The sequence below is a fragment of the Paenibacillus sp. Y660 genome, assembly GCF_057221575.1.
On record NZ_JBXBBJ010000014.1, the window covers coordinates 117,292 to 135,710 of the forward strand.

Sequence of the window (18,419 nt, forward strand, 5' to 3'; positions counted from 1 at the left end):
GTAATGAAGTAACAAGGGAGGTGCCTGTGAAGGCTGCCTTCCTTTTTCAATATATAAAAAGCAGAAAATTTGTCACACATTAATACTTTACCGCGACAGAGAGTTAATGTATCATTGTGTTAAAGTATTCTAATAACGTAAATGAAGGTGATCCTACTAATGAGTGAAAAAATGGAGGTTCAAGCACGCAAGGAATTAGAACATATGAAGCCGTACTCCCCAGGAAAGCCGATATGGGAGGTGCAGAAGGAGCTGGGCTTGGAGCGTGTTGTTAAGCTCGCCTCCAATGAGAATCCGCTCGGGCCTTCTCCGAAAGCTTTAGCGGCAATACAAGCGATGAGATTATTGTTCCGGGGCCAACCTTTAGCGAATATGAATTTGGAGCCCAATTGATGGGAGCCAAGGCGATCGCAGCGCCGCTCAGAGAAGATTTTCAATACGATCCCGATGCTATCCTTGCAGCTGTGACGGAACGGACCAAAATGGTGTATTTATGTTCTCCTAATAATCCAACCGGCACTATTTTGTCCAAAAAGGAGCTGCAGTACATCCTCGACTCCCTTCCGAAACGGATACTGGTTGTGCTCGATGCCGCTTATAGCCATTTCGTTACAACGGATCATTATTCGGATGGGATCGAATTTGTTCGAGCGGGCTACCCGCTGATCGTCTTAAAAACCTTTTCGAAAATATACGGTCTTGCCGGAATTCGGGTTGGCTTCGGGGCAGCGCCGCAGGCGATTATTCAAAGCATCCTGCAGGTCAAAGAGCCGTTTAACGTAAACGCTTTGGCGCAAGCGGCAGCAATAGCGGCTATCGGGGACGATGAGCATGTATCGCGTTCGCAGACGCTTGTTATTGAGTAGCGTGAGCGTCTGTATGCAGCATTCCAGCTGCTGGGACTTAGCTATATAAAGAGCATGAGCAACTTTGTACTGGTAAAGGTAGGCGAGCAGTCGGAATCTATTTATAAGCAATTAATGGCAAAAGGAATTATCGTTCGTCTAGCGAAAACATGGGGCTTGCCCTTGCATCTGCGGATTTCGATAGGGACTCCAGAAGAAAATGATTTGTTGACCGCTGCATTAAGCGATATTTTGAAACAAAATGCATAACGAAAAAAAGATCAGCCTTACTGGAAATCCCAGCATAGCTGATCTTTTTTTGATTGATAAATTCAAACATTGGAGAGCAAGATGGCATCTTTAGCCGGTAAACTCTTGAACCCATGCACCTTTGAAATAGGCAATGCCGATTTTTGAAAAGCTGCCGCTCAAAATGTTCGCTCTGTGACCTTCGCTATTCATCCAATCGTTCATAACCTGCTGGGGAGTAGGCTGGCCTTTGGCGATATTTTCACCTGCGGCGTTATACGTAATTTGAAACTTTCTCATCATATCGAACGGCGATCCGTAGGTTGGGGAGTTATGGTCAAAATACTGGTTATTAATCATATCCTGCGCTTTGACCATCGCCATTTTTGACAAATTGCTGTCCATGCTAAGGGAGCTGAGGCCCGCTTTTGAACGCTCGGCATTCACGATTTGCAGCACTTGCTGGTCAAACTCAAGCGAGGTTGAAGGCTGCTCAGGCGCATAGTCAATCGGGTCCTGGTTGCTCGAAATCCATTTCGGAACGTCATGACGATGTTTTTGGATCGTAATCGACTTGTCTGATTGAGGGGTTGCCACGGATGAGGCTTGCGTTACGTTTGGAACCGAATGAATCGTCGTTGATTTTTTTTGCGAGTGAGATAGGGCTGATTGCTTGTTTGTCACGTTATGATCGGCTGAACAGCCAGTAATCATTAATAATGCAGCAATTGCGATGTACTTTTTCATTGTACAGTCTCCTCGATTGTTAGTATTGTAATGGCCATTAAGCTATATGATTGCCTAGAAAGGCTGCTTATATGCGATTCTGAGTTGGGGATCGGTAAAAATTTAGACTATTTTGAAAAGAGACTTGCGTATTGCAAATGCCTATGGTATAGTATCTATACAAATAACAAATTTAACCTTGAATTCACATATTGAAAAGGTTGTCATTTGTATAATGATATCTTTTTCAATGTGTGATTTTTAGTTTTTCTGGAAAAAACATGTTAAAAAAATTATTGGAGGTTTTTTATAATGGAACAAGGTACAGTGAAATGGTTTAACGCAGAGAAAGGTTTTGGTTTTATCGAAGTTGAAGGCGGCAACGATGTATTCGTACATTTCTCCGCAATTCAAGGCGAAGGCTTCAAATCCCTTGACGAAGGTCAACGCGTTGAGTTCAACGTAACTCAAGGCAACCGTGGACCACAAGCAGAAAACGTTGTAAAACTGTAGTATTTAATGAAGAGCCCTTAACTTCGGTTAAGGGCTTTTTTTTATTACAATAACGAGCGTTGAAGCAGAAAAAAAGCCACCTCGAACGGTTTATCGCTCGGAGTGGCTTCTTTTGTAGATCAATTTAACGGAGATTAGCAATGTTTACTTCTGGATTCACGTCTTCTTCGTAATTAATACCGTCTGTTTCAAAGCCGAACAGCTGGAAAAATTCTCGACGATAGCCTTCAAGATCGGATAGGTCATACACATTTTCCGTAGAGAGCTTAGCCCAGACTTCTGCAACCTCGGCTTGGATTTCTGGTCTCATCTCCCAATCATCGACACGGATAAGCCCTTTTTCGTCAACGAGCGTTTCACCTTTGCTGTATAGACGCTCGGAGAACAGACGATACATTTGCTCAATGCAGCCCTCGTGAATGCCTTTTTCCTTCATGACTTTATAGAGTGCGGAGATATAGAGCGGAACGACTGGAATAGCTGAGCTGGATTGCGTGACCAAAGCTTTGTTGACGGATACGAAAGCGCGGCCGCCATTTGAGCTCAGCTGTGCGTTTAGGCGCTGGGCTGTCGCTTCAAGATCGTTTTTGGCTGCGCCAATCGTACCTTCGCGGTAGACTGCGTGGGTAATTTCAGGTCCGATATAGGAATAAGCAACGGTAGTTGCGCCTTCTGCGAGCGCACCGGCTTGCTGAAGCTCGTCAATCCACATTTGCCAGTCCTCGCCGCCCATAACCGCAATCGTTTGGCGAAGCTCGTCCTCTGTAGCCGGTTCTATCGTCGCTTGCGTCACTTCACCGCTATGGAAGTTAACGGTTTTGTTCGTATACGTGCCGCCAAGCGGCTTAATAACGGAAGCGAATGTTTCGCCGGTTTTTGGATGTGTGCGGCGCGGGGAAGCGACGCTATAAACGACCAAATCAATCTGGCCAAGCTCTGTGCGAATAAGGTCGATCGTCTTCGCTTTAATTTCGTCGGAAAACGCATCTCCAACGATGCTGTAGGATTTACGGCCAGCAGCGGCTGCTGCCTCTTCGAATGCAGCGGAGTTGTACCAGCCGGCCGATGCCGTACGTGCGCCTTCGGCTGCTTTGTCAAAGTAAACGCCAATCGTGTTAGCGCCTGCTGCAAAAGAGGAAACGATGCGGGAAGCGAGGCCATAGCCCGTCGAGGCACCAATGACAAGCACATTGCGGGGTCCTTCGATTGCTGGCTGTGCATTGACATAGTCGATCTGGCGCTGCACTTGCTGCGCGCAGCCCTCCGGATGTGCAGTGGTACAAATAAAACCTCTCGTTTTCGGTTGAATAATCATATTGGAATATTCCTTTCTCTTATGGAATTCGTTTGTTTGCATTATGTAGCGGTACAACGGGACAACTCTATCCCATTTTACCGACTTTTGCTGCATAAGGGAAGTTCCCCATTGACTGGGAAAGCATCTATTTGCAAAAAAAAGTTTCGAACTCAAATAAATAAGCGCCGAGTCAGCCATTTAGCTAACTCGGCGCTTATTTATTTGAAAGTTAACGACGACCTGAGAGCTGCTGCTCAGCCATTTGGACAAGCCGGCGAGTAATTGAACCGCCGATGGAGCCCATATCGCGTGTAGTCATATTGCCGTAATAGCCGTCTTGCGGAAGTTGAATGCCAAGCTCTTGAGCAACTTCAAATTTAAGCTGGTCGAGCGCAGCGCGCGCCCCGGGTATAAGAAGTTGATTTGTACGGTTTGCCATCTTTTCTCAGCCTCCTTCTTGGTCCTATTATGCGAAACCTTTGCAGAGATTATTCGCTAATTGCACCTAAATTTACCGCCTATTTTCAGAATGAGTCCGTGCTAAAATGGTTAGACGGAGGGAGGCAGCGTTATGTTTATGAAACCAATGCTCATGACGAGACATGAGAAGCCGTTTGACGATGAAAATTATATTTTTGAACCGATCATTGACGGACATCGGCTGCAGCTTTCCTTTATGGCAAGCAAAGCGAGATTATACACGAGACATTTTAACGAAATTACGCAGCAATATCCCGAACTACATAACGTTCCTTTGAGAAAGCCAGCCGATGTTGTATTAGACGGCGAAGTTGCTTATGTAAATCCGCACACGGGAGCAATAGAGTTCGATACGCTGCAGGAGCGATATCGGTTAAAGAAACAGCCGCGTATTCGAGATGCCAGGAGGACAACTCCGGTGAAATTTTTTGTATTCGATATTCTCTTCTATAATGGAGTCGATCTGAGGGACACTCCGCTGCTTGAGCGTAAGAGGCTGCTGGACGCTATTTTGGAGGATAATGATTTTTATAAGAAGATGCTGTTCGTAGACACAAAAGGCAGAGCTTTATTTGATTTCGTCAAGCGCTCTGATCTTGAAGGCGTCGCTTGCAAACGGAAGGACAGTGTGTATGCGGAAGGGCGCGGAGAAAGCTGGCTAAAGGTCAAAAATGATGAATATGGCGTTTTGCCCATGGCTGATATGCGTAAAGATGAATCCCGCAAATTGAAAAACACTGACTGTGGGTGAGATGAGCGGTCTTCCCTGTTATTCACTTTGGGGGAGGCCGCTTCACGTTTCTGAGCAAATTATAGATTGGCACAAGCTAAGCCCGATGTCCGAATGTTTCAACTCTTATCTATATGGTTAAGAAGGTAGCAGGAGCAACACCGCCAAAGGATCGGCAGAGGCATTAAGGTAGCTTAAAGCGAGTCAGAGCGTTGGAACAAGCAGCTATAGAAGCTCTCTAGAGTGGTCTGATTGGATAAACACGAAAGAAGGAGCTGCAATCGCGTAAAGCGATCACAACTCCTCTAACATAGCCTTACAATTGAAATTAACGTCTAATTTAATACGCGTCTCGCCGTTACATAGCTCTTGGACCAATAATTTGTATTTAGACTCGATACCATAACGCCATGGCTCGTGGAGCTGTGAATGATTTTATTGTTGCCAGCGTAAATAGCAACATGACTAATCGTCTTGCCGTTTGTTTTGAAAAAAACAAGATCGCCCATGCTGAGGGAGCCCTTTGGAACTTTCTCGCCTATTGTTGCTTGTGCGGTGGAAGTTCGCGGAAGGGAAACATCCAGCCCTTTAAATAGAAACTGCGTGAATGAAGAGCAGTCAAAAGCGTATGTAACGCCTGCAGGTGCACCAAACTTATATGGAGTTCCAATGTATTCTTTGCCTAAGGAAACAAGATCGATCGTTTCAGGTGTTGCTGCATGCGCTTGCTGCGCAGAAGATCCGAATGTGATTGCCGACATGATGATCGCGCTGCAAATGCCTGCTTTTGCAATTGATTTCATTAGTTTTGATTTTCTCATGCTGTCAGGATGTCCCTCCGCGTTTCGTATTATGTGTAAAAATGAATATAACACATTTACAAAACGGCAATTTTCGCTAATGAGAACGAAAAGGCTGCAATAATAGGGATTATGAGCAATTATGAGAAATAAATGAAAAAATATTAATGGAAAACGGCAAATAATGCGACTTAAGGCATATTTACGCCTCTAGCGCTTACGAGAAGGGTGTACCATTGCTCTCTTGTCATCTTTTCTGCTTGTTTTTCAGCATCTTTACATGCCATAATACGCTCTGGATTTACGGTGCCGATAACGGGTTGAATACGTGCAGGATGCTTCATCAGCCAGCCAAGCACGATCGCTTCCGGAGTTGTATCATTCTCAACGGCCAGTTGCTTAACGAGAGCGGCTGTTTGCAATTCCGCTTCTTTCGCATTCTCCGATGGTCTGCCGGAAAACCTGCCTTGAGCGAGCGGACCCCACGCTTGAATTTGAATATTTTCCGTTTGCATAAACTCCATAAGCCCCTCAGGAAAACTATCTTTTAATCCAGCTTTTTGGTTGACGTGAACGCCATGATCGACCCAGTCATGACGCAACAGGCTCATCTCTAGCTGATTCACGACAATTGGATCTGGCAATTCACGCTGCAAGAAACGGATCTGGCCAGGACTCATATTAGAAACGCCAAAGTTGCGTACCTTGCCTGCGAGCTTCAACTTTGTAAAGGCTTCAGCGATTTCGTCCGGCTCCATGAGCGGGTCTGGACGGTGAAGCAGCAGAACGTCCAAGTACTCTGTGCCAAGCCGCTCTAAAATGCCGTCTACCGAAGTCGAAATATGCTCCTTTGAGAAATTGAAGCGTCCTGGCAATACGCCATCCGCCATTTGAATGCCGACTTTGGATTGAATGACAATTTGCTCGCGCAGCTTAGGCTGCTGCTTGAGCACTTGTCCAAATACGGATTCGGCTTTGCCTCTTGTATAAATGTCCGCATGATCGTACATCGTAATGCCGATTGACAAGGCTGCTTCAACTGCAGCCTCCGCTTGAGAGATATGATTGGATGAAATCGGATCTGCGAGGTCCCAGCTTCCGCCAAGCCCCATGCAGCCTAGCACAAGTCTACTGTCTGATATTCCGCGACGAGCTAATGGCATCAATTTCATTATTTTATCAACCTCCGCAATCGTTTTATATGTAGCCTTCAATCGGATTCTATTATACCGCTCTATTTCGAAACATATAAGCACTGAAAAAAAGTTCACTAACTAACCTTGAGACACACCTGTTATATGAAATTAACCTGCTGCAAGCTATCGTTGCAAGCGCTTCTTTTTGATGCTACATTACTTAGTGATTCGTGCTGTGTTCAAAGAATGCTAGTTGAAGAAGGCTAGCATCACTACATCTTGTTTGGGAGGAATATCGATTGGCTTATATTACCTGCAATTTTTTCTCGGAAGCGCTGGGCTTAAGCACGTCTATGACCGTTATTTTGCCGCAGCAGACATCCTCGCAAATCGGAATGAATAATCGAAGCAGCAAGAAGCTGCACAAAACCTTATATTTATTGCACGGCTTATCCGACGACGATACGATTTGGTCAAGAAGAACGTCAATCGAGCGCTATGTAGCAGAGCTTGGGCTCGCCGTGGTCATGCCGAATGTGCATCAAAGCTTTTATACCGATATGGAATACGGCAATAAATATTGGACCTTTCTAACAGAAGAGCTTCCGGCTGTCGCCAGATCGTTCTTCCCTTTATCAGACGCACGCGAGGATAATTATGTTGCAGGCTTGTCGATGGGCGGCTACGGCGCTTTCAAATGGGCGCTTAGACATCCTGATCGAATCGCAGCTGCTGGCAGCTTGTCAGGCGCACTCGATATGGCAAACCACATCAAGGACCCGGCTCATATGAAGCCGTTATTCAACCTTATCTATGGAGATAAAGAGATAAAAGGCTCCAATGAGGATTTATTGCATCTAGCAGCGCAATTTCCTTCTCATTTGCCGAAGCCGGCATTATATCAGTGTTGCGGCACGGAGGATTTCTTGTACAATGATAATCTCGCATTTCGCGACGCCTGCAAGCAGGCAGATTATCCATTGACATACGTAGAAGGTCCGGGCAGTCATGAATGGGGCTATTGGGATACGCATATCCAGCATTTTTTAAAGTGGCTTCCAACCGATAACGAGTAGACAGCAGTTGTGCGGGTACGAGTGAATAGATGGAGAGAGGGAAGCTTTCAGCCGGAGAGGCTGGAAGCTTTCTTTTTTATTTATTATAGGGTTGCAAAATGTATCCGCTGCCATTATGCTTTGTATAGGATTAATGTTTATGCATATGAATAAATAAATATATTAATCCAACAACATTTTGAATACGTTATTTATTCTAATCATACAGAAGCGAGGGCGACTAATTTGGCAAACCGCGTAACCATTAACGCCGATTTGGCAGCAGGTACAATTAACCGCAACATTTATGGACATTTCTCCGAGCATTTGGGTCGTTGCATTTATGAAGGCATTTGGGTGGGCGAGGATTCCAAGATCCCGAATACGAACGGTATTCGCAATGATGTTGTTGCCGCGCTTAAGCAGCTGAAAATTCCAGTGCTGCGCTGGCCGGGCGGCTGCTTTGCCGATGAATATCATTGGAAGGACGGCATCGGTCCGCGCGAGTCGCGCAAGCGGATGATTAATACACACTGGGGCGGCGTCGTTGAAAACAACCATTTTGGCACCCATGAGTTTTTGATGCTGTGTGAAATGCTGGAGTGCGAGCCATACATCTCAGGCAATGTGGGAAGCGGCACCGTTCAGGAAATGTCTGAATGGGTGGAATACATGACGTTTGACGGCGTTTCGCCGATGGCGGAACTGCGCCGAGAGAATGGCAGAGAAAAGCCGTGGAACGTCAAATATTTTGGCGTCGGCAACGAGAACTGGGGCTGCGGCGGCAACATGCGTCCGGAGTATTATGCGGATCTGTATAGAAGATATCAAACCTACGTGCGCAACTACGGCGAGAACAAGATCCACAAAATCGCATGCGGACCAAACGTTGACGATTATCAATGGATGGAAGTTCTGATGCGTGAAGCGCATCGCATGATGGATTCGATTTCGCTCCATTATTACACGCTTCCCGGCGAGTCCTGGTCGCTAAAAGGCGCGGCGACGGGCTTCTCCGAGGATGAGTGGTACTCCACGCTGAAGAAAGCGCTATGGATGGATGAGCTGATCGAGCGTCATTCAACGATTATGGACAAGTATGACCCTAGTAAACAAATTGGTCTAATCGTAGACGAGTGGGGAACTTGGTTCGATGTAGAGCCGGGCACGAACCCAGGCTTCCTCTACCAGCAGAACACCATTCGCGATGCGCTTGTGGCAGGCATTACGCTGAACATTTTCCACGACCATTGCGACCGGGTACAAATGGCTAACATCGCGCAGGTCATCAACGTGCTGCAATCGGTTATTTTGACCGAGGGCGAGAAAATGGTTCTGACGCCAACGTATCATGTATTTGATATGTACAAGGTGCATCAGGACGCAACGCTGCTTTCGACATCGATTGACAGCCAGGATTACGCCCATAACGATCAGAAGATTCCGCAGGTATCCGTATCGTCATCGAAGGATGCGGAAGGGCGCATCCATGTCAGCTTGTGCAATCTGGACAATCAGTCCGGTGCAGACGTTGAAATTGATCTTCGCGGCTTAGCTGGCGCAGCGCTTAAGGTGTCGGGTACGGAGCTTACCGCGGCAATCAAGGATGCTCACAATACGTTCGAGCAGCCTGACGCCGTAGTGCCTACCGCTTATCAAGCCTTTACGGTAGATGGCGCAACGATCAGCGCGAAGCTATCGCCAATGTCCGTTACCGTTCTTGAACTGATTTCGGAATAAGGAACGCCTTATGATGAGCAGCAAAAATCAGTGCAAAGGCTGCCGTGACGAGTACCGTGTAACGGATGAGCAGATCGATCGTATTTTGGCGGCGCCGATGTTTCAATCGGACATCAGCGTGCCGGATGATGTGTATGAGCAGCGCTTGCGGCAATGCAGCGACTGCACGAAGTTTCAATATGGCACAACTTGCGCCGTCTGCGGCTGCTTCGTGCGAATTGCCGCCAAATACAAAGACCGTGCCTGTCCATTGCCGGGCGAAAGCCGCTGGGCAAAACATGCTTAATCAATAGTGAAGACAATAGACAGCCGCTTTCCGCTATTAGGGAGAGCGGCTTTATTGCATAAGGAACCCATTTTGTTTGCAAAATGCAGGAGCTATCCTAACAAAAAGGGTGACCAGAAGCCATTTGGCAGCTGGTCACCTTTTTTTTCTCATTATTTGTAGCTAGGAAGCCAGCTGCCATGCGCTTCGATGAGCTCGTCGCAAAGCGACACGATATCATCCATAGACAGCTCAGCTGATGTATGCGGATCGAGCAGGGCAGCGTGATAAATATGATCGCGCTTGCCTGTAATTGCAGCTTCGATGGTCAACAGCTGCGTGTTGATATTCGTACGGTTCAGCGCTGCAAGCTGCGGCGGCAGGTCGCCGACATACGTTGGCGTTACGCCATTTGCATCGACCAAGCACGGTACTTCTACGCATGCTTCCTTCGGCAAGTTCGTAATCAAGCCGGTATTCATCACATTGCCGCCGATTTTGAAAGGTTTGTTCGTTTCAATCGCTTCAAGAATGTAAGATGCATACTCATGGCTGCGGCAGTGCTCGAGATTGCGATCGTTGACGAGCGACTCGCGCATCGACTCCCAGCGCTCGATCTGGTTCACGCAGCGGCGCGGATACTCATCGAGCGGAATATTGAACCGTTCGATAAGCTCTGGATAATAGCGCTTGATGAAGTACGGATGGTATTCGGCGTTATGCTCCGATGATTCGGTAATGTAATAGCCGAATTTCAGCATCAGCTCGTAGCGCACCATATCTTTGTGCTGCTCCTTTTGCTTCTCAGCCGCACGGCGTTTAATTTCCGGATAGAGATCGACGCCATCCTTGCTTGCTTCAAGCAGCCATGCCATATGGTTGATGCCCGCAATTTTGTATTTAACGCCTGTTGGATCCAGATCCAAATGCTCGAACAGATGCGGCACGCATACTTGCACGCTGTGGCATAGGCCGACGGTTTGCACGCCGCCGTACGTATTCATCACGTTGGTGAGCACAGCCATCGGATTTGTGTAGTTCAGGAACAGCGCGTCCGGACATACCTCGTTAATATCGCGAGCGAAATCGAGCATAACGGGAATCGTGCGCAAATTGCGGAAAATGCCTCCGATCCCAACGGTATCGGCGATCGTTTGGCGCAGGCCGTATTTTTTTGGAATTTCAAAATCGATGATGGTGCACGGATCGTAGCCGCCTACTTGGATAGCGTTCACGATATATTTAGCTCCGCGAAGTGCTTCTTTACGGTCGGTATAGGCTTTAATCTGGCAAGTGGAACCGCTCGTTTGCTTGAGATTGAGCAGCATTTGCTCGGAATCATGTAGACGCTCGGCGTCAATATCGAATAAAGCGATTTCAAAACCTTGAAGCGCTGGGGTTTGCATGACGTCGCCGAGAATATTTTTGGCAAATACAGAGCTGCCTGCGCCAATAAATGTAATTTTTGACATTAGACAATAGCCTCCTAGTGGATGATTGCTGACTCCTATAGTATAAGGAGGAAAAAGGGAAATGAATATGGAAGGAACGAAGCAATATATGGAGAAATGTTGCATCATTTAGTATGATAGCTAGAGCAGTCCCGCTTGGAGGTGTGACGATGGAAACGCATCATAGTATTTCATTAAGCATTAATGCAGCTCCGCTAAAAGGAGAAATGTCCGTCTTATTTAGCGGGAAGGGGCAGCCGATCGCTGGACATTTTATCGGGCCGGCGGTTCACGATTATTATTTAATTCATATTGTGCTCGGCGGCGAAGGGCTATTCGAAACGCTAGGAAAGGCTTATTCGTGCAAGTCTGGCGATGCTTTCGTCATCTTCCCAGACATCTTGGTCAAATACGAGGCAAGCATGAGCAGCCCCTGGCAGTATATGTGGGTCGCTTTCTCGGGCGACATCGTAGAATCGTCGCTCAGCTCGATCGGCATTACGCCAGACCAAGCAGTCATTCGCGATTGCTCGCTGCCCGTCATGCAGAAAATGTTCAAAAGCATGCGCAAAAGCATGGAGAAAACGAATGCACCTGCGCTTGGTAACATGGAGTCCTCAGGCTGGCTGAGGCTGATTTTGCATGAGCTCGGCAGGCTGCAGCTAACGGAAAATACAGAGGCTGACTCTCCAGCCCCCCGCTCGTACCGCCAAATCGATCAGGCTATTCGCCTGCTTTCCTTGCAGTATGGGCAGCAGCTGTCCATTGAAAGCATCGCCCGTACGCTCGGCTACCATCGCGCACATCTAACGAGGCTATTTAAAGAGGCGACTGGCCTGCCGCCCATGCAATATTTATTGAAGGTGAGGATGAAGAAGGCTGAGGAGCTGCTGGAGGGAGAGCTTACGATCGCCCAGATCGCTGCCTCTGTCGGCTATAACGATCCTCTCTTTTTCACCAAGCAATTTCATAAATGGAGCGGGCAATCTCCTACCGACTTTCGGAAAAATCTACTGAAAGAATAGTTTAGCTCCTCTATGAAAAGTTGTACGGCTTCAGGCTGTATAACTTTTTTCTTTTGTCCAAACACGTCAAGTCCATGCTCCATATAATGTCTAGGAACAGGTAATGGAGGTGTGAAAGCCGTGATTACGATAAGCTTATGCATGATTGTCAAAAATGAAGAGCAGGTTCTAGCAAGATGCCTGGATTCCGTGAAAGAGCTGGTAGATGAAATCATTATCGTAGATACAGGGTCTACCGATCGTACGAGAGAAATTGCCGCTAACTATACGAACCGGATTTTTCATTTTGAGTGGATCGATGATTTTTCAGCTGCTAGAAACTTTTCATTTCGTCATGCTGCCGGGGACTATATTCTATGGCTGGATGCGGACGATTTGCTGCAGGAGAAGGATCAAGAGAAGTTCAAAGCGCTCAAGCTAAGCCTGGATCCGGCTGTCGACTCTGTTTGCATGGATTACTGCGTTGCGTTTGACCCTCTCGGCCAGCCAACTGTCGTTACCAAAAGAAATAGGCTGGTGAAGCGTTCCCGTCAATTTCAATGGCAAGATCCGGTGCATGAGCAGTTAGCGGTTACGGGAAAAGTCATTTTATCTGACGTTGCTGTGAGTCATGGTCGGGTGCATGAGAAGTCGGAGCGGAATTTGCGCATTTATGAAAGCAGGCTTGCGCAGGGGGTCACGCTCTCGAATCATCAGCAGCTGCAATATGCAATGGAGCTAACGGCCCATGGTTATTATGAAAAAGCAATCGAAATCTACGATACGATTATTGCCGATCCAAATCGTTATTTTGAAGATAAATTGTTAGCTTGTGATCGAACGGCTCACTGTCATCATGAGCTTGGCCATAAAGAGCAGGAGCTTCAATCGCTGTTAAAAACGTTCAACTACGACGTTCCGCGTGCCGATTATGTTTGCCGGATCGCCTACTATTTTCAGGAGAACAACGACTTTGCGAAAGCCGTTAACTGGTACCAATTGGCGCTCAAGCTGGAGAAGCCAAACGATCGTTTGCGCAGCATCAATAACATGGCCTGGACATGGTTTCCCCATCTTCAGCTCGTGAAATGCTATGGCAAGCTTGGGCAATTGGAGCAAGCCTATAAGCATAATGAAATTGCGCTTTCTTACGCGCCAAATGATTTGAACGTCTTAGAAAACAAACAAGTGCTGGAGAAGCATTTGCGCAGAAAAGGTTATTTGAAGTGAAGATGATAAAGGCTTTCAGGCAATCTGCAATCAGTTGTTTGCAGCAGTGCCAGGGGAAGCCTATTTCATTTTGTCCAGGCTAATATCGTATCTATTAGAAGCAGCCAACCATATGATAAATAATGCTAGAACAAGTTTACTAGGAGGAGAGGCAATGACTTTATCAAGAATAGGGACGAAAAAACGCGTCTGCAAGAGGATTGTTCGCAAGAGTGTCAGCAAGACCATCGTTTGCAAGAAAACCGTCAGCAAGAAGCGCGCTAGCAAACCTGCTATTACAAAGAAACGAATCTGCAAGACGATTATCTGTAAGCCAATTGTCAGAAAGAAGCGTGACAGCAAGGCAAGAATAAAACGCAACTCCGCGTTTAGAGCAGTGTCCGGTGTTGATCAAAATCTGCTTGATGATGTGACTGCAAAAGTTCAGTATCAGGTGGAAGAATTGGATCTGGGCAATGAATATAATTCGGCTAACTCGACTTTTCGCCCTAAACAAGATGGCGTATACATGCTTTTTGCAAGCGTATTTTTTCAAACCGTTACAGAGACGCAATACACGCTAGAGTTAGAGATTAGAGTCAATGGCGTGCCTCGAATTTCAGATCAAGAAGATTATACGACGACAAGCGGCATTATTGATGCAGGCGGTTTAGTAGAATTAGAAGCGCGCGATAGAGTGGAAGTATTTGCTACTGTTCTTGAAAAAAACGTGGAAATTCAAAGTGGATTAGCTACCCGTTTTGAAGGAGCTAGAATTAGATAGTGTGCGAACGAGTCAAGGGGAATCGAATAAATGAATAATGATACGCAAACGAGCGCTAGTGGCGATACTAGGGGCTCGTTTTTCTTTTCGATTAACCATCAACACTAGCAAACATACATTAACCAACACAGCTTCAAGCACAAGCACCTGTAAAAAAGCGGCAGCCATGGACTAGAAAACAAAGTCCTAGACTGCTGTTGTTTTATCGTTCCCCGTTTGATCATTAGCAAATGAATTACAACTCGTTATTTCTCCCAAAGCTCAACCAGTCGACCTTCAGGATCTTCAATCCAAATAAACTTTCCAAATTCACTAATCTCTGTTTTCTTTGCAAGAGGTACACCAATATGTTCAAGATGCTTAATCGTCTCGTTTAGATCATGTACTTGGAAATTTAACATCACTTGTTGTTCTGTTGGAAAATAACTGTCATTCTCGGGAAAGAAAGAAAAGATCGTCTCATTTCCTAATTGGGGTTTTATCACAGTCCCATTCCAATTTTCTATTTCAATCTTCAACTTTCACTGTACCATTTTTTTATAGCTTCAAGATTTTTAGTTCTCCAAAATATTCCTCCGAAACCTTTTATCATTGTATCTAACCCCTGTCTGTCATCAAATTTTTAGCTTAGATATTCGAGATTTTAATTTAAGTTCCTTTTTCAACTATACTGCCTTTAGTTCAATAGACAAATGTTTTTAGAAGAAATAATCTAGTGTACAGGAACTCAAGGAGAGCTCATTCCTCTAAATCAGTACTGTATTTCTTAAGGGGTTCTTGTATCCTTACTTTTCCCCGGTCTTAGTTAATTCTTAGCTGAAGTAGTAAGTTTTTTTGAAAAATATGTTGCCAACCACGTAAATCTATATTATATTTATGTTGCCGGCAACATAATACAGAGTATCCCCATTTTGCTGAAGTTTATGGGGAGCAGTATATATCGAAGGTGGTGAAATGTAATGAAATCACATCAAAAAGAAAAGACACTGTCGGATCTAGACGGTAGTATCGCAAGTCAGTTTCCGATAAGTTTCTCCATCTTTGCACTGGCAAGATCCCACCGAGGATTGGCTGCACATTGGATACGGGAAACAGGCCTATTTCCTGGACAAGAGATCATTCTTATGCAGCTGTGGGAACAAAATCTTCAATCTCAATATAGTCTAGGTCGAACATTGAGGTTGGATCATTCGACAATTGCAAAATCGGTTCGTCGTTTGGAAGATGCTGGTCTGGTAACCCGTACCCGTTCTTCGGAAGATGGCAGAGTGACCCTCGTTTCACTGACCGATGAAGGAAAAGCATTGGAAGAGAAGGTTCGGAAAGCTTGGAATAAACTTGAAATGGTTACAACTGAAGAATTGTCCGAACACGAAAAAAAGGTTTTACAGAGCCTATCGGTGAAAATTGCTTCTAAGCTGGATTCAATTCTAGATGATACTATAAAAGGGGAATGAGAAATATGAGTGAAAAGACAATGAAAGCTATTCAAGTTCACCAATACGGGGAGCCGGAAGTGTTGAAGTTAGAAGAGATCCCTGTACCGGAGCCTCGTAAAGGCGAAGTATTGGTGAAAATCGTCGTAGCGGCAGCTATTCCTCTTGATTGGAAAATCCGGAACGGTTGGCTTCGAAATGTTTTTATTAAAGAACTACCTTACACACCCGGTACCTCTGTATCCGGAATTGTAGCCTCCGTCGGTGAAGGAGTAACGCGCTTCCAACAAGGTGACCAAGTATTTGGGAATGTAAATGGCGGATATGCGGAATACGGGATTGCACGGGAAACAGATCTAGTGATGATGCCTGAAAACCTAAGCTTCGAGAATGCCGCCACAATAAAAGGAGGAGCAGAATCGGCCTGGAAGGCACTGTTTACAGAAGGGGAACTGGAAGAAGGACAAACCGTGCTTATTCATGCAGCCGCTGGGGGCGTAGGACAGTTTGCAGTACAACTGGCCAAATGGAAAGGTGCAACGGTCATTGGCACGGCTTCAACCTCCAATCTGGCATATGTAAAAGCTTTGGGTGCCGATCAAGTTATTGATTATACAACAACAAAATTTGAAGATATGGCTTCCGATATTGACTTGGTTGTTGAAGCTGTAGGTGGTGATACGGAAGACCGTTCTTGGGTTGTTCTAAAACGAGGCGGAAAGCTGGTTTCTCTAACACAGCTCCCCAACGCACAAAAAGCTGAGCAATATGGCATAACGGCTAAATTTAATTCTAAATTTCCAACAAATGAGGATCTCTCAGTCATTGCAAATTTAATCGCTGACGGTACATTAAGAGCAGAGATTGACTCCGTTTTTTCATTGAGTGAAGCAAAAAAGGCGCATGAAAAAAGTGAAGCCAGACACGGGCGCGGCAGAATACTTTTAAACGTTAATCCTCTCTGAGACCCAGAGATATTTCATTTTTTTAATATATAACAAGAAATGCGGCCGATTCTGGGATCAGCTGCATTTTTTATTTCTTACTTATTAAACTGTCAGTTAGTTTAATGACGCATCGGTAGTCTAATACTTTATTTTCTTTCAACACCACCAGCGCAGCCACCAGCACCACCACTAGCACAGCCACCAGTAAATCCGCCAGTATCACCTCTAGCACAACCACTACTAAATCCACCGATGAAAATCACACGAAGGAAAGATTAACGGGAAAAACTCCCGTTATTTCAAGCAAATTCGTTCGAAAAACTGTATTAGAGGGAATTTCTCCAGCTAATTTTCTGTTTTCTATTGAATGTGAGTGAAATTCCTGATTTTAACAGGAGGTTTTCCAGTTAATTGATTTATTCGCTGTGATATTAAAAAATTAGAGGGACATTTTCCTGTTAATTCTGTTCTGCTGCGAGGGGGAGGGGAAGACGTTATACGACTCCCTCCCAATACGCAAAACGAGCCTTATTAGCTGAACTGTGACCTGCAAGAGGGGCACTTTTTTCAAAGTGTCCTTCTAACCGGGTTACAGGTCAAGCGATTCTAAAGGCTCGTTTTCATTATGTTCAATAAGCTACAGCACCATCTAATGCTGCGCTATTTCCTTCACCGACCTGCGGATCAACAAATCTGCCGGCAAAACGATTTTTTTCCACGGCAGCGCGGTTTCGCGTTCTTGAATGCGCTCGACGAGCATTTGCATGCCCATGTAGCCGAATTGGTAAGCCTGCTGGGCGGCAACGGTCAAAAAGGGCTCGACCTCCGAATAAGGTCCAAGATCGTCGAAGCAAACGATCGACATATCCTCCGGCACACGCAATCCCCGGTCGCGCAGCAGCCTTAATATTTCGACGGCAAGCACGTTGTTGCCCGCTACGATAGCGGTAGGAGCAGGTTCCAGCTGGTCCAGCCACTGGCCCATTTCTGTTAAATCGCTCAATGGCCCGAAGCTCGTTTCGAATACATATCGTTCGTCATACGCCAAATCATTGAGCTTCAGACCATCCTGATAGCCCTGCAGCCGCAGGCGCGCGCTTGAGATAGAAGGAGAGCCATTCACCATTGCAATCGTCCGATGTCCCAGCGAGGCAAGATGCTCCACGAGCCGTCTCGCGCCGTCCTTGCTGTCCCCAAGCACAATGTCGCAATCGATGCCGGGCACTTCGCGGTCAAGCAGCACGAACGGTACTTTATGCTTGCGCAGCGATTCCAGATGAGGCAGCGAAGGATCGCCGGCAGGCGCAACCAGAACGCCATCGACGCGCGTTGTCAAAATTGTCGTTACATAATCGGATTCCTTCTCTAAGCTTTCATCGCTGTTGCCGAACAGCAGGCGGTAGCCGGAGCGCTTCGCAGCATCCTCGGCTCCGCGAGCGAGCGTCGTATAGAACGGGTTCATAATATCGGTAATGAGCAGAAAGAGCAGCTTCGTCTGCTGGAGCACGAGGCTGCGCGCCGTTTGATTGGGCACATAACCAAGCTCCTCCATGACGCGTTTCACCTTTACTCTTGTTTTCTCGCTTATTTTGCCAGTGTTATTGATAACTCTGGAGACGGTCATAGCGGATACGCTAGCCTTGGCCGCTACATCATAAATCGTTACCATAATTTTGTCCCCTTATCGCTAAATCATAGTTTCTATCATACAGAAAAGTAGTCATTGACAGCAACCTTTTTTATTGTTATTTT

The 18,419-nt window shown here is 46.1% G+C and carries 18 protein-coding genes and 2 pseudogenes; 11 read left to right on the forward strand and 9 right to left on the reverse strand.

What is annotated here, in order from left to right:
• Positions 1–159 precede the first annotated feature (159 nt).
• A pseudogene (locus tag AC2TDN_RS16815) lies at positions 160–1,115 on the forward strand (pyridoxal phosphate-dependent aminotransferase).
• Between the two features lie 90 nt (positions 1,116–1,205).
• Here AC2TDN_RS16815 and AC2TDN_RS16820 read toward each other — a convergent pair.
• A complete protein-coding gene (locus AC2TDN_RS16820) occupies positions 1,206–1,841 on the reverse strand; it encodes a CAP domain-containing protein (protein WP_482068282.1) in 636 nt (211 codons plus the stop codon).
• Between the two features lie 291 nt (positions 1,842–2,132).
• Here AC2TDN_RS16820 and AC2TDN_RS16825 point away from each other — a divergent pair, with 291 nt between their 5' ends.
• Entirely contained in the window at positions 2,133–2,333 is a 201-nt protein-coding gene (locus AC2TDN_RS16825) for a cold-shock protein (RefSeq protein WP_053377054.1), read from the forward strand.
• A gap of 124 nt (positions 2,334–2,457) precedes the next feature.
• Here the strand turns inward: AC2TDN_RS16825 and fabV are convergent, their stop codons facing one another.
• Together fabV and AC2TDN_RS16835 are read right to left on the reverse strand one after the other, a co-directional pair.
• Positions 2,458–3,648, reverse strand: coding sequence for an enoyl-ACP reductase FabV (gene fabV, locus AC2TDN_RS16830; RefSeq protein ID WP_484689095.1), 1,191 nt, complete (start codon positions 3,646–3,648; stop codon positions 2,458–2,460).
• Between the two features lie 211 nt (positions 3,649–3,859).
• On the reverse strand, positions 3,860–4,069 hold the full coding sequence (locus AC2TDN_RS16835; RefSeq protein ID WP_482068280.1) for an alpha/beta-type small acid-soluble spore protein: 210 nt from the start codon (positions 4,067–4,069) through the stop codon (positions 3,860–3,862).
• Between the two features lie 132 nt (positions 4,070–4,201).
• Between AC2TDN_RS16835 and AC2TDN_RS16840 the strand changes: the two genes are divergently transcribed.
• A complete protein-coding gene (locus tag AC2TDN_RS16840; RefSeq protein WP_482068279.1) occupies positions 4,202–4,861 on the forward strand; it encodes an ATP-dependent DNA ligase in 660 nt (219 codons plus the stop codon).
• Between the two features lie 314 nt (positions 4,862–5,175).
• On the opposite strand, the gene AC2TDN_RS16845 is transcribed toward AC2TDN_RS16840, so the two are convergent.
• Positions 5,176–5,661: a C40 family peptidase gene (locus AC2TDN_RS16845; RefSeq protein ID WP_484689097.1), complete on the reverse strand. Its 486-nt coding sequence runs from the start codon at positions 5,659–5,661 to the stop codon at positions 5,176–5,178.
• Between the two features lie 170 nt (positions 5,662–5,831).
• Positions 5,832–6,812 carry an aldo/keto reductase gene (locus tag AC2TDN_RS16850; protein WP_484689099.1) on the reverse strand — a complete coding sequence of 327 codons (981 nt, stop codon included), beginning with the start codon at positions 6,810–6,812 and terminating at the stop codon, positions 5,832–5,834.
• 263 nt (positions 6,813–7,075) lie between these two features.
• On the opposite strand from AC2TDN_RS16850, the gene AC2TDN_RS16855 reads away from it, so the two are divergent.
• From AC2TDN_RS16855 to AC2TDN_RS16865, 3 genes are all read left to right on the forward strand, one after another.
• Complete coding sequence (locus AC2TDN_RS16855) at positions 7,076–7,852, forward strand: alpha/beta hydrolase (RefSeq protein ID WP_482068276.1); 777 nt, start codon at positions 7,076–7,078, stop codon at positions 7,850–7,852.
• A gap of 225 nt (positions 7,853–8,077) precedes the next feature.
• On the forward strand, positions 8,078–9,571 hold the full coding sequence (locus tag AC2TDN_RS16860; protein WP_484689101.1) for an alpha-N-arabinofuranosidase: 1,494 nt from the start codon (positions 8,078–8,080) through the stop codon (positions 9,569–9,571).
• Positions 9,572–9,581: 10 nt separating this feature from the next.
• Entirely contained in the window at positions 9,582–9,857 is a 276-nt protein-coding gene (locus AC2TDN_RS16865; RefSeq protein WP_482068274.1) for a DUF6171 family protein, read from the forward strand.
• Between the two features lie 152 nt (positions 9,858–10,009).
• On the opposite strand, the gene melA is transcribed toward AC2TDN_RS16865, so the two are convergent.
• Positions 10,010–11,308 (reverse strand): alpha-galactosidase, encoded by a 1,299-nt coding sequence (gene melA, locus AC2TDN_RS16870; RefSeq protein WP_484689102.1) that lies wholly within the window; start codon positions 11,306–11,308, stop codon positions 10,010–10,012.
• Positions 11,309–11,457: 149 nt separating this feature from the next.
• Between melA and AC2TDN_RS16875 the strand changes: the two genes are divergently transcribed.
• The 3 genes from AC2TDN_RS16875 to AC2TDN_RS16885 all read left to right on the forward strand — a co-directional run bounded on the left by AC2TDN_RS16875 (position 11,458) and on the right by AC2TDN_RS16885 (position 14,284).
• Positions 11,458–12,312, forward strand: a complete 855-nt coding sequence (locus tag AC2TDN_RS16875) for an AraC family transcriptional regulator (protein ID WP_484689104.1) — start codon at positions 11,458–11,460, stop codon at positions 12,310–12,312.
• A gap of 120 nt (positions 12,313–12,432) precedes the next feature.
• Positions 12,433–13,521 carry a tetratricopeptide repeat-containing glycosyltransferase family 2 protein gene (locus AC2TDN_RS16880; protein ID WP_484689106.1) on the forward strand — a complete coding sequence of 363 codons (1,089 nt, stop codon included), beginning with the start codon at positions 12,433–12,435 and terminating at the stop codon, positions 13,519–13,521.
• A 154-nt stretch (positions 13,522–13,675) separates the two neighbouring features.
• Positions 13,676–14,284 (forward strand): hypothetical protein, encoded by a 609-nt coding sequence (locus tag AC2TDN_RS16885; RefSeq protein WP_484689109.1) that lies wholly within the window; start codon positions 13,676–13,678, stop codon positions 14,282–14,284.
• 245 nt (positions 14,285–14,529) lie between these two features.
• On the opposite strand, the pseudogene AC2TDN_RS16890 reads toward AC2TDN_RS16885, so the two are convergent.
• A pseudogene (locus tag AC2TDN_RS16890) lies at positions 14,530–14,876 on the reverse strand (VOC family protein).
• A gap of 367 nt (positions 14,877–15,243) precedes the next feature.
• Here AC2TDN_RS16890 and AC2TDN_RS16895 point away from each other — a divergent pair.
• A complete protein-coding gene (locus AC2TDN_RS16895; RefSeq protein WP_482068268.1) occupies positions 15,244–15,741 on the forward strand; it encodes a MarR family winged helix-turn-helix transcriptional regulator in 498 nt (165 codons plus the stop codon).
• A 5-nt stretch (positions 15,742–15,746) separates the two neighbouring features.
• Positions 15,747–16,685, forward strand: a complete 939-nt coding sequence (locus tag AC2TDN_RS16900; protein WP_484689111.1) for an NADP-dependent oxidoreductase — start codon at positions 15,747–15,749, stop codon at positions 16,683–16,685.
• Between the two features lie 70 nt (positions 16,686–16,755).
• Here the strand turns inward: AC2TDN_RS16900 and AC2TDN_RS16905 are convergent, their stop codons facing one another.
• Positions 16,756–16,905 carry a hypothetical protein gene (locus AC2TDN_RS16905; RefSeq protein ID WP_482068266.1) on the reverse strand — a complete coding sequence of 50 codons (150 nt, stop codon included), beginning with the start codon at positions 16,903–16,905 and terminating at the stop codon, positions 16,756–16,758.
• Positions 16,906–17,316: 411 nt separating this feature from the next.
• The gene (locus AC2TDN_RS16910) at positions 17,317–18,336 is read right to left on the reverse strand and encodes a LacI family DNA-binding transcriptional regulator (RefSeq protein WP_484689114.1); all 1,020 of its coding nucleotides are present in this window, start codon (positions 18,334–18,336) and stop codon (positions 17,317–17,319) included.
• Positions 18,337–18,419: the final 83 nt, after the last annotated feature.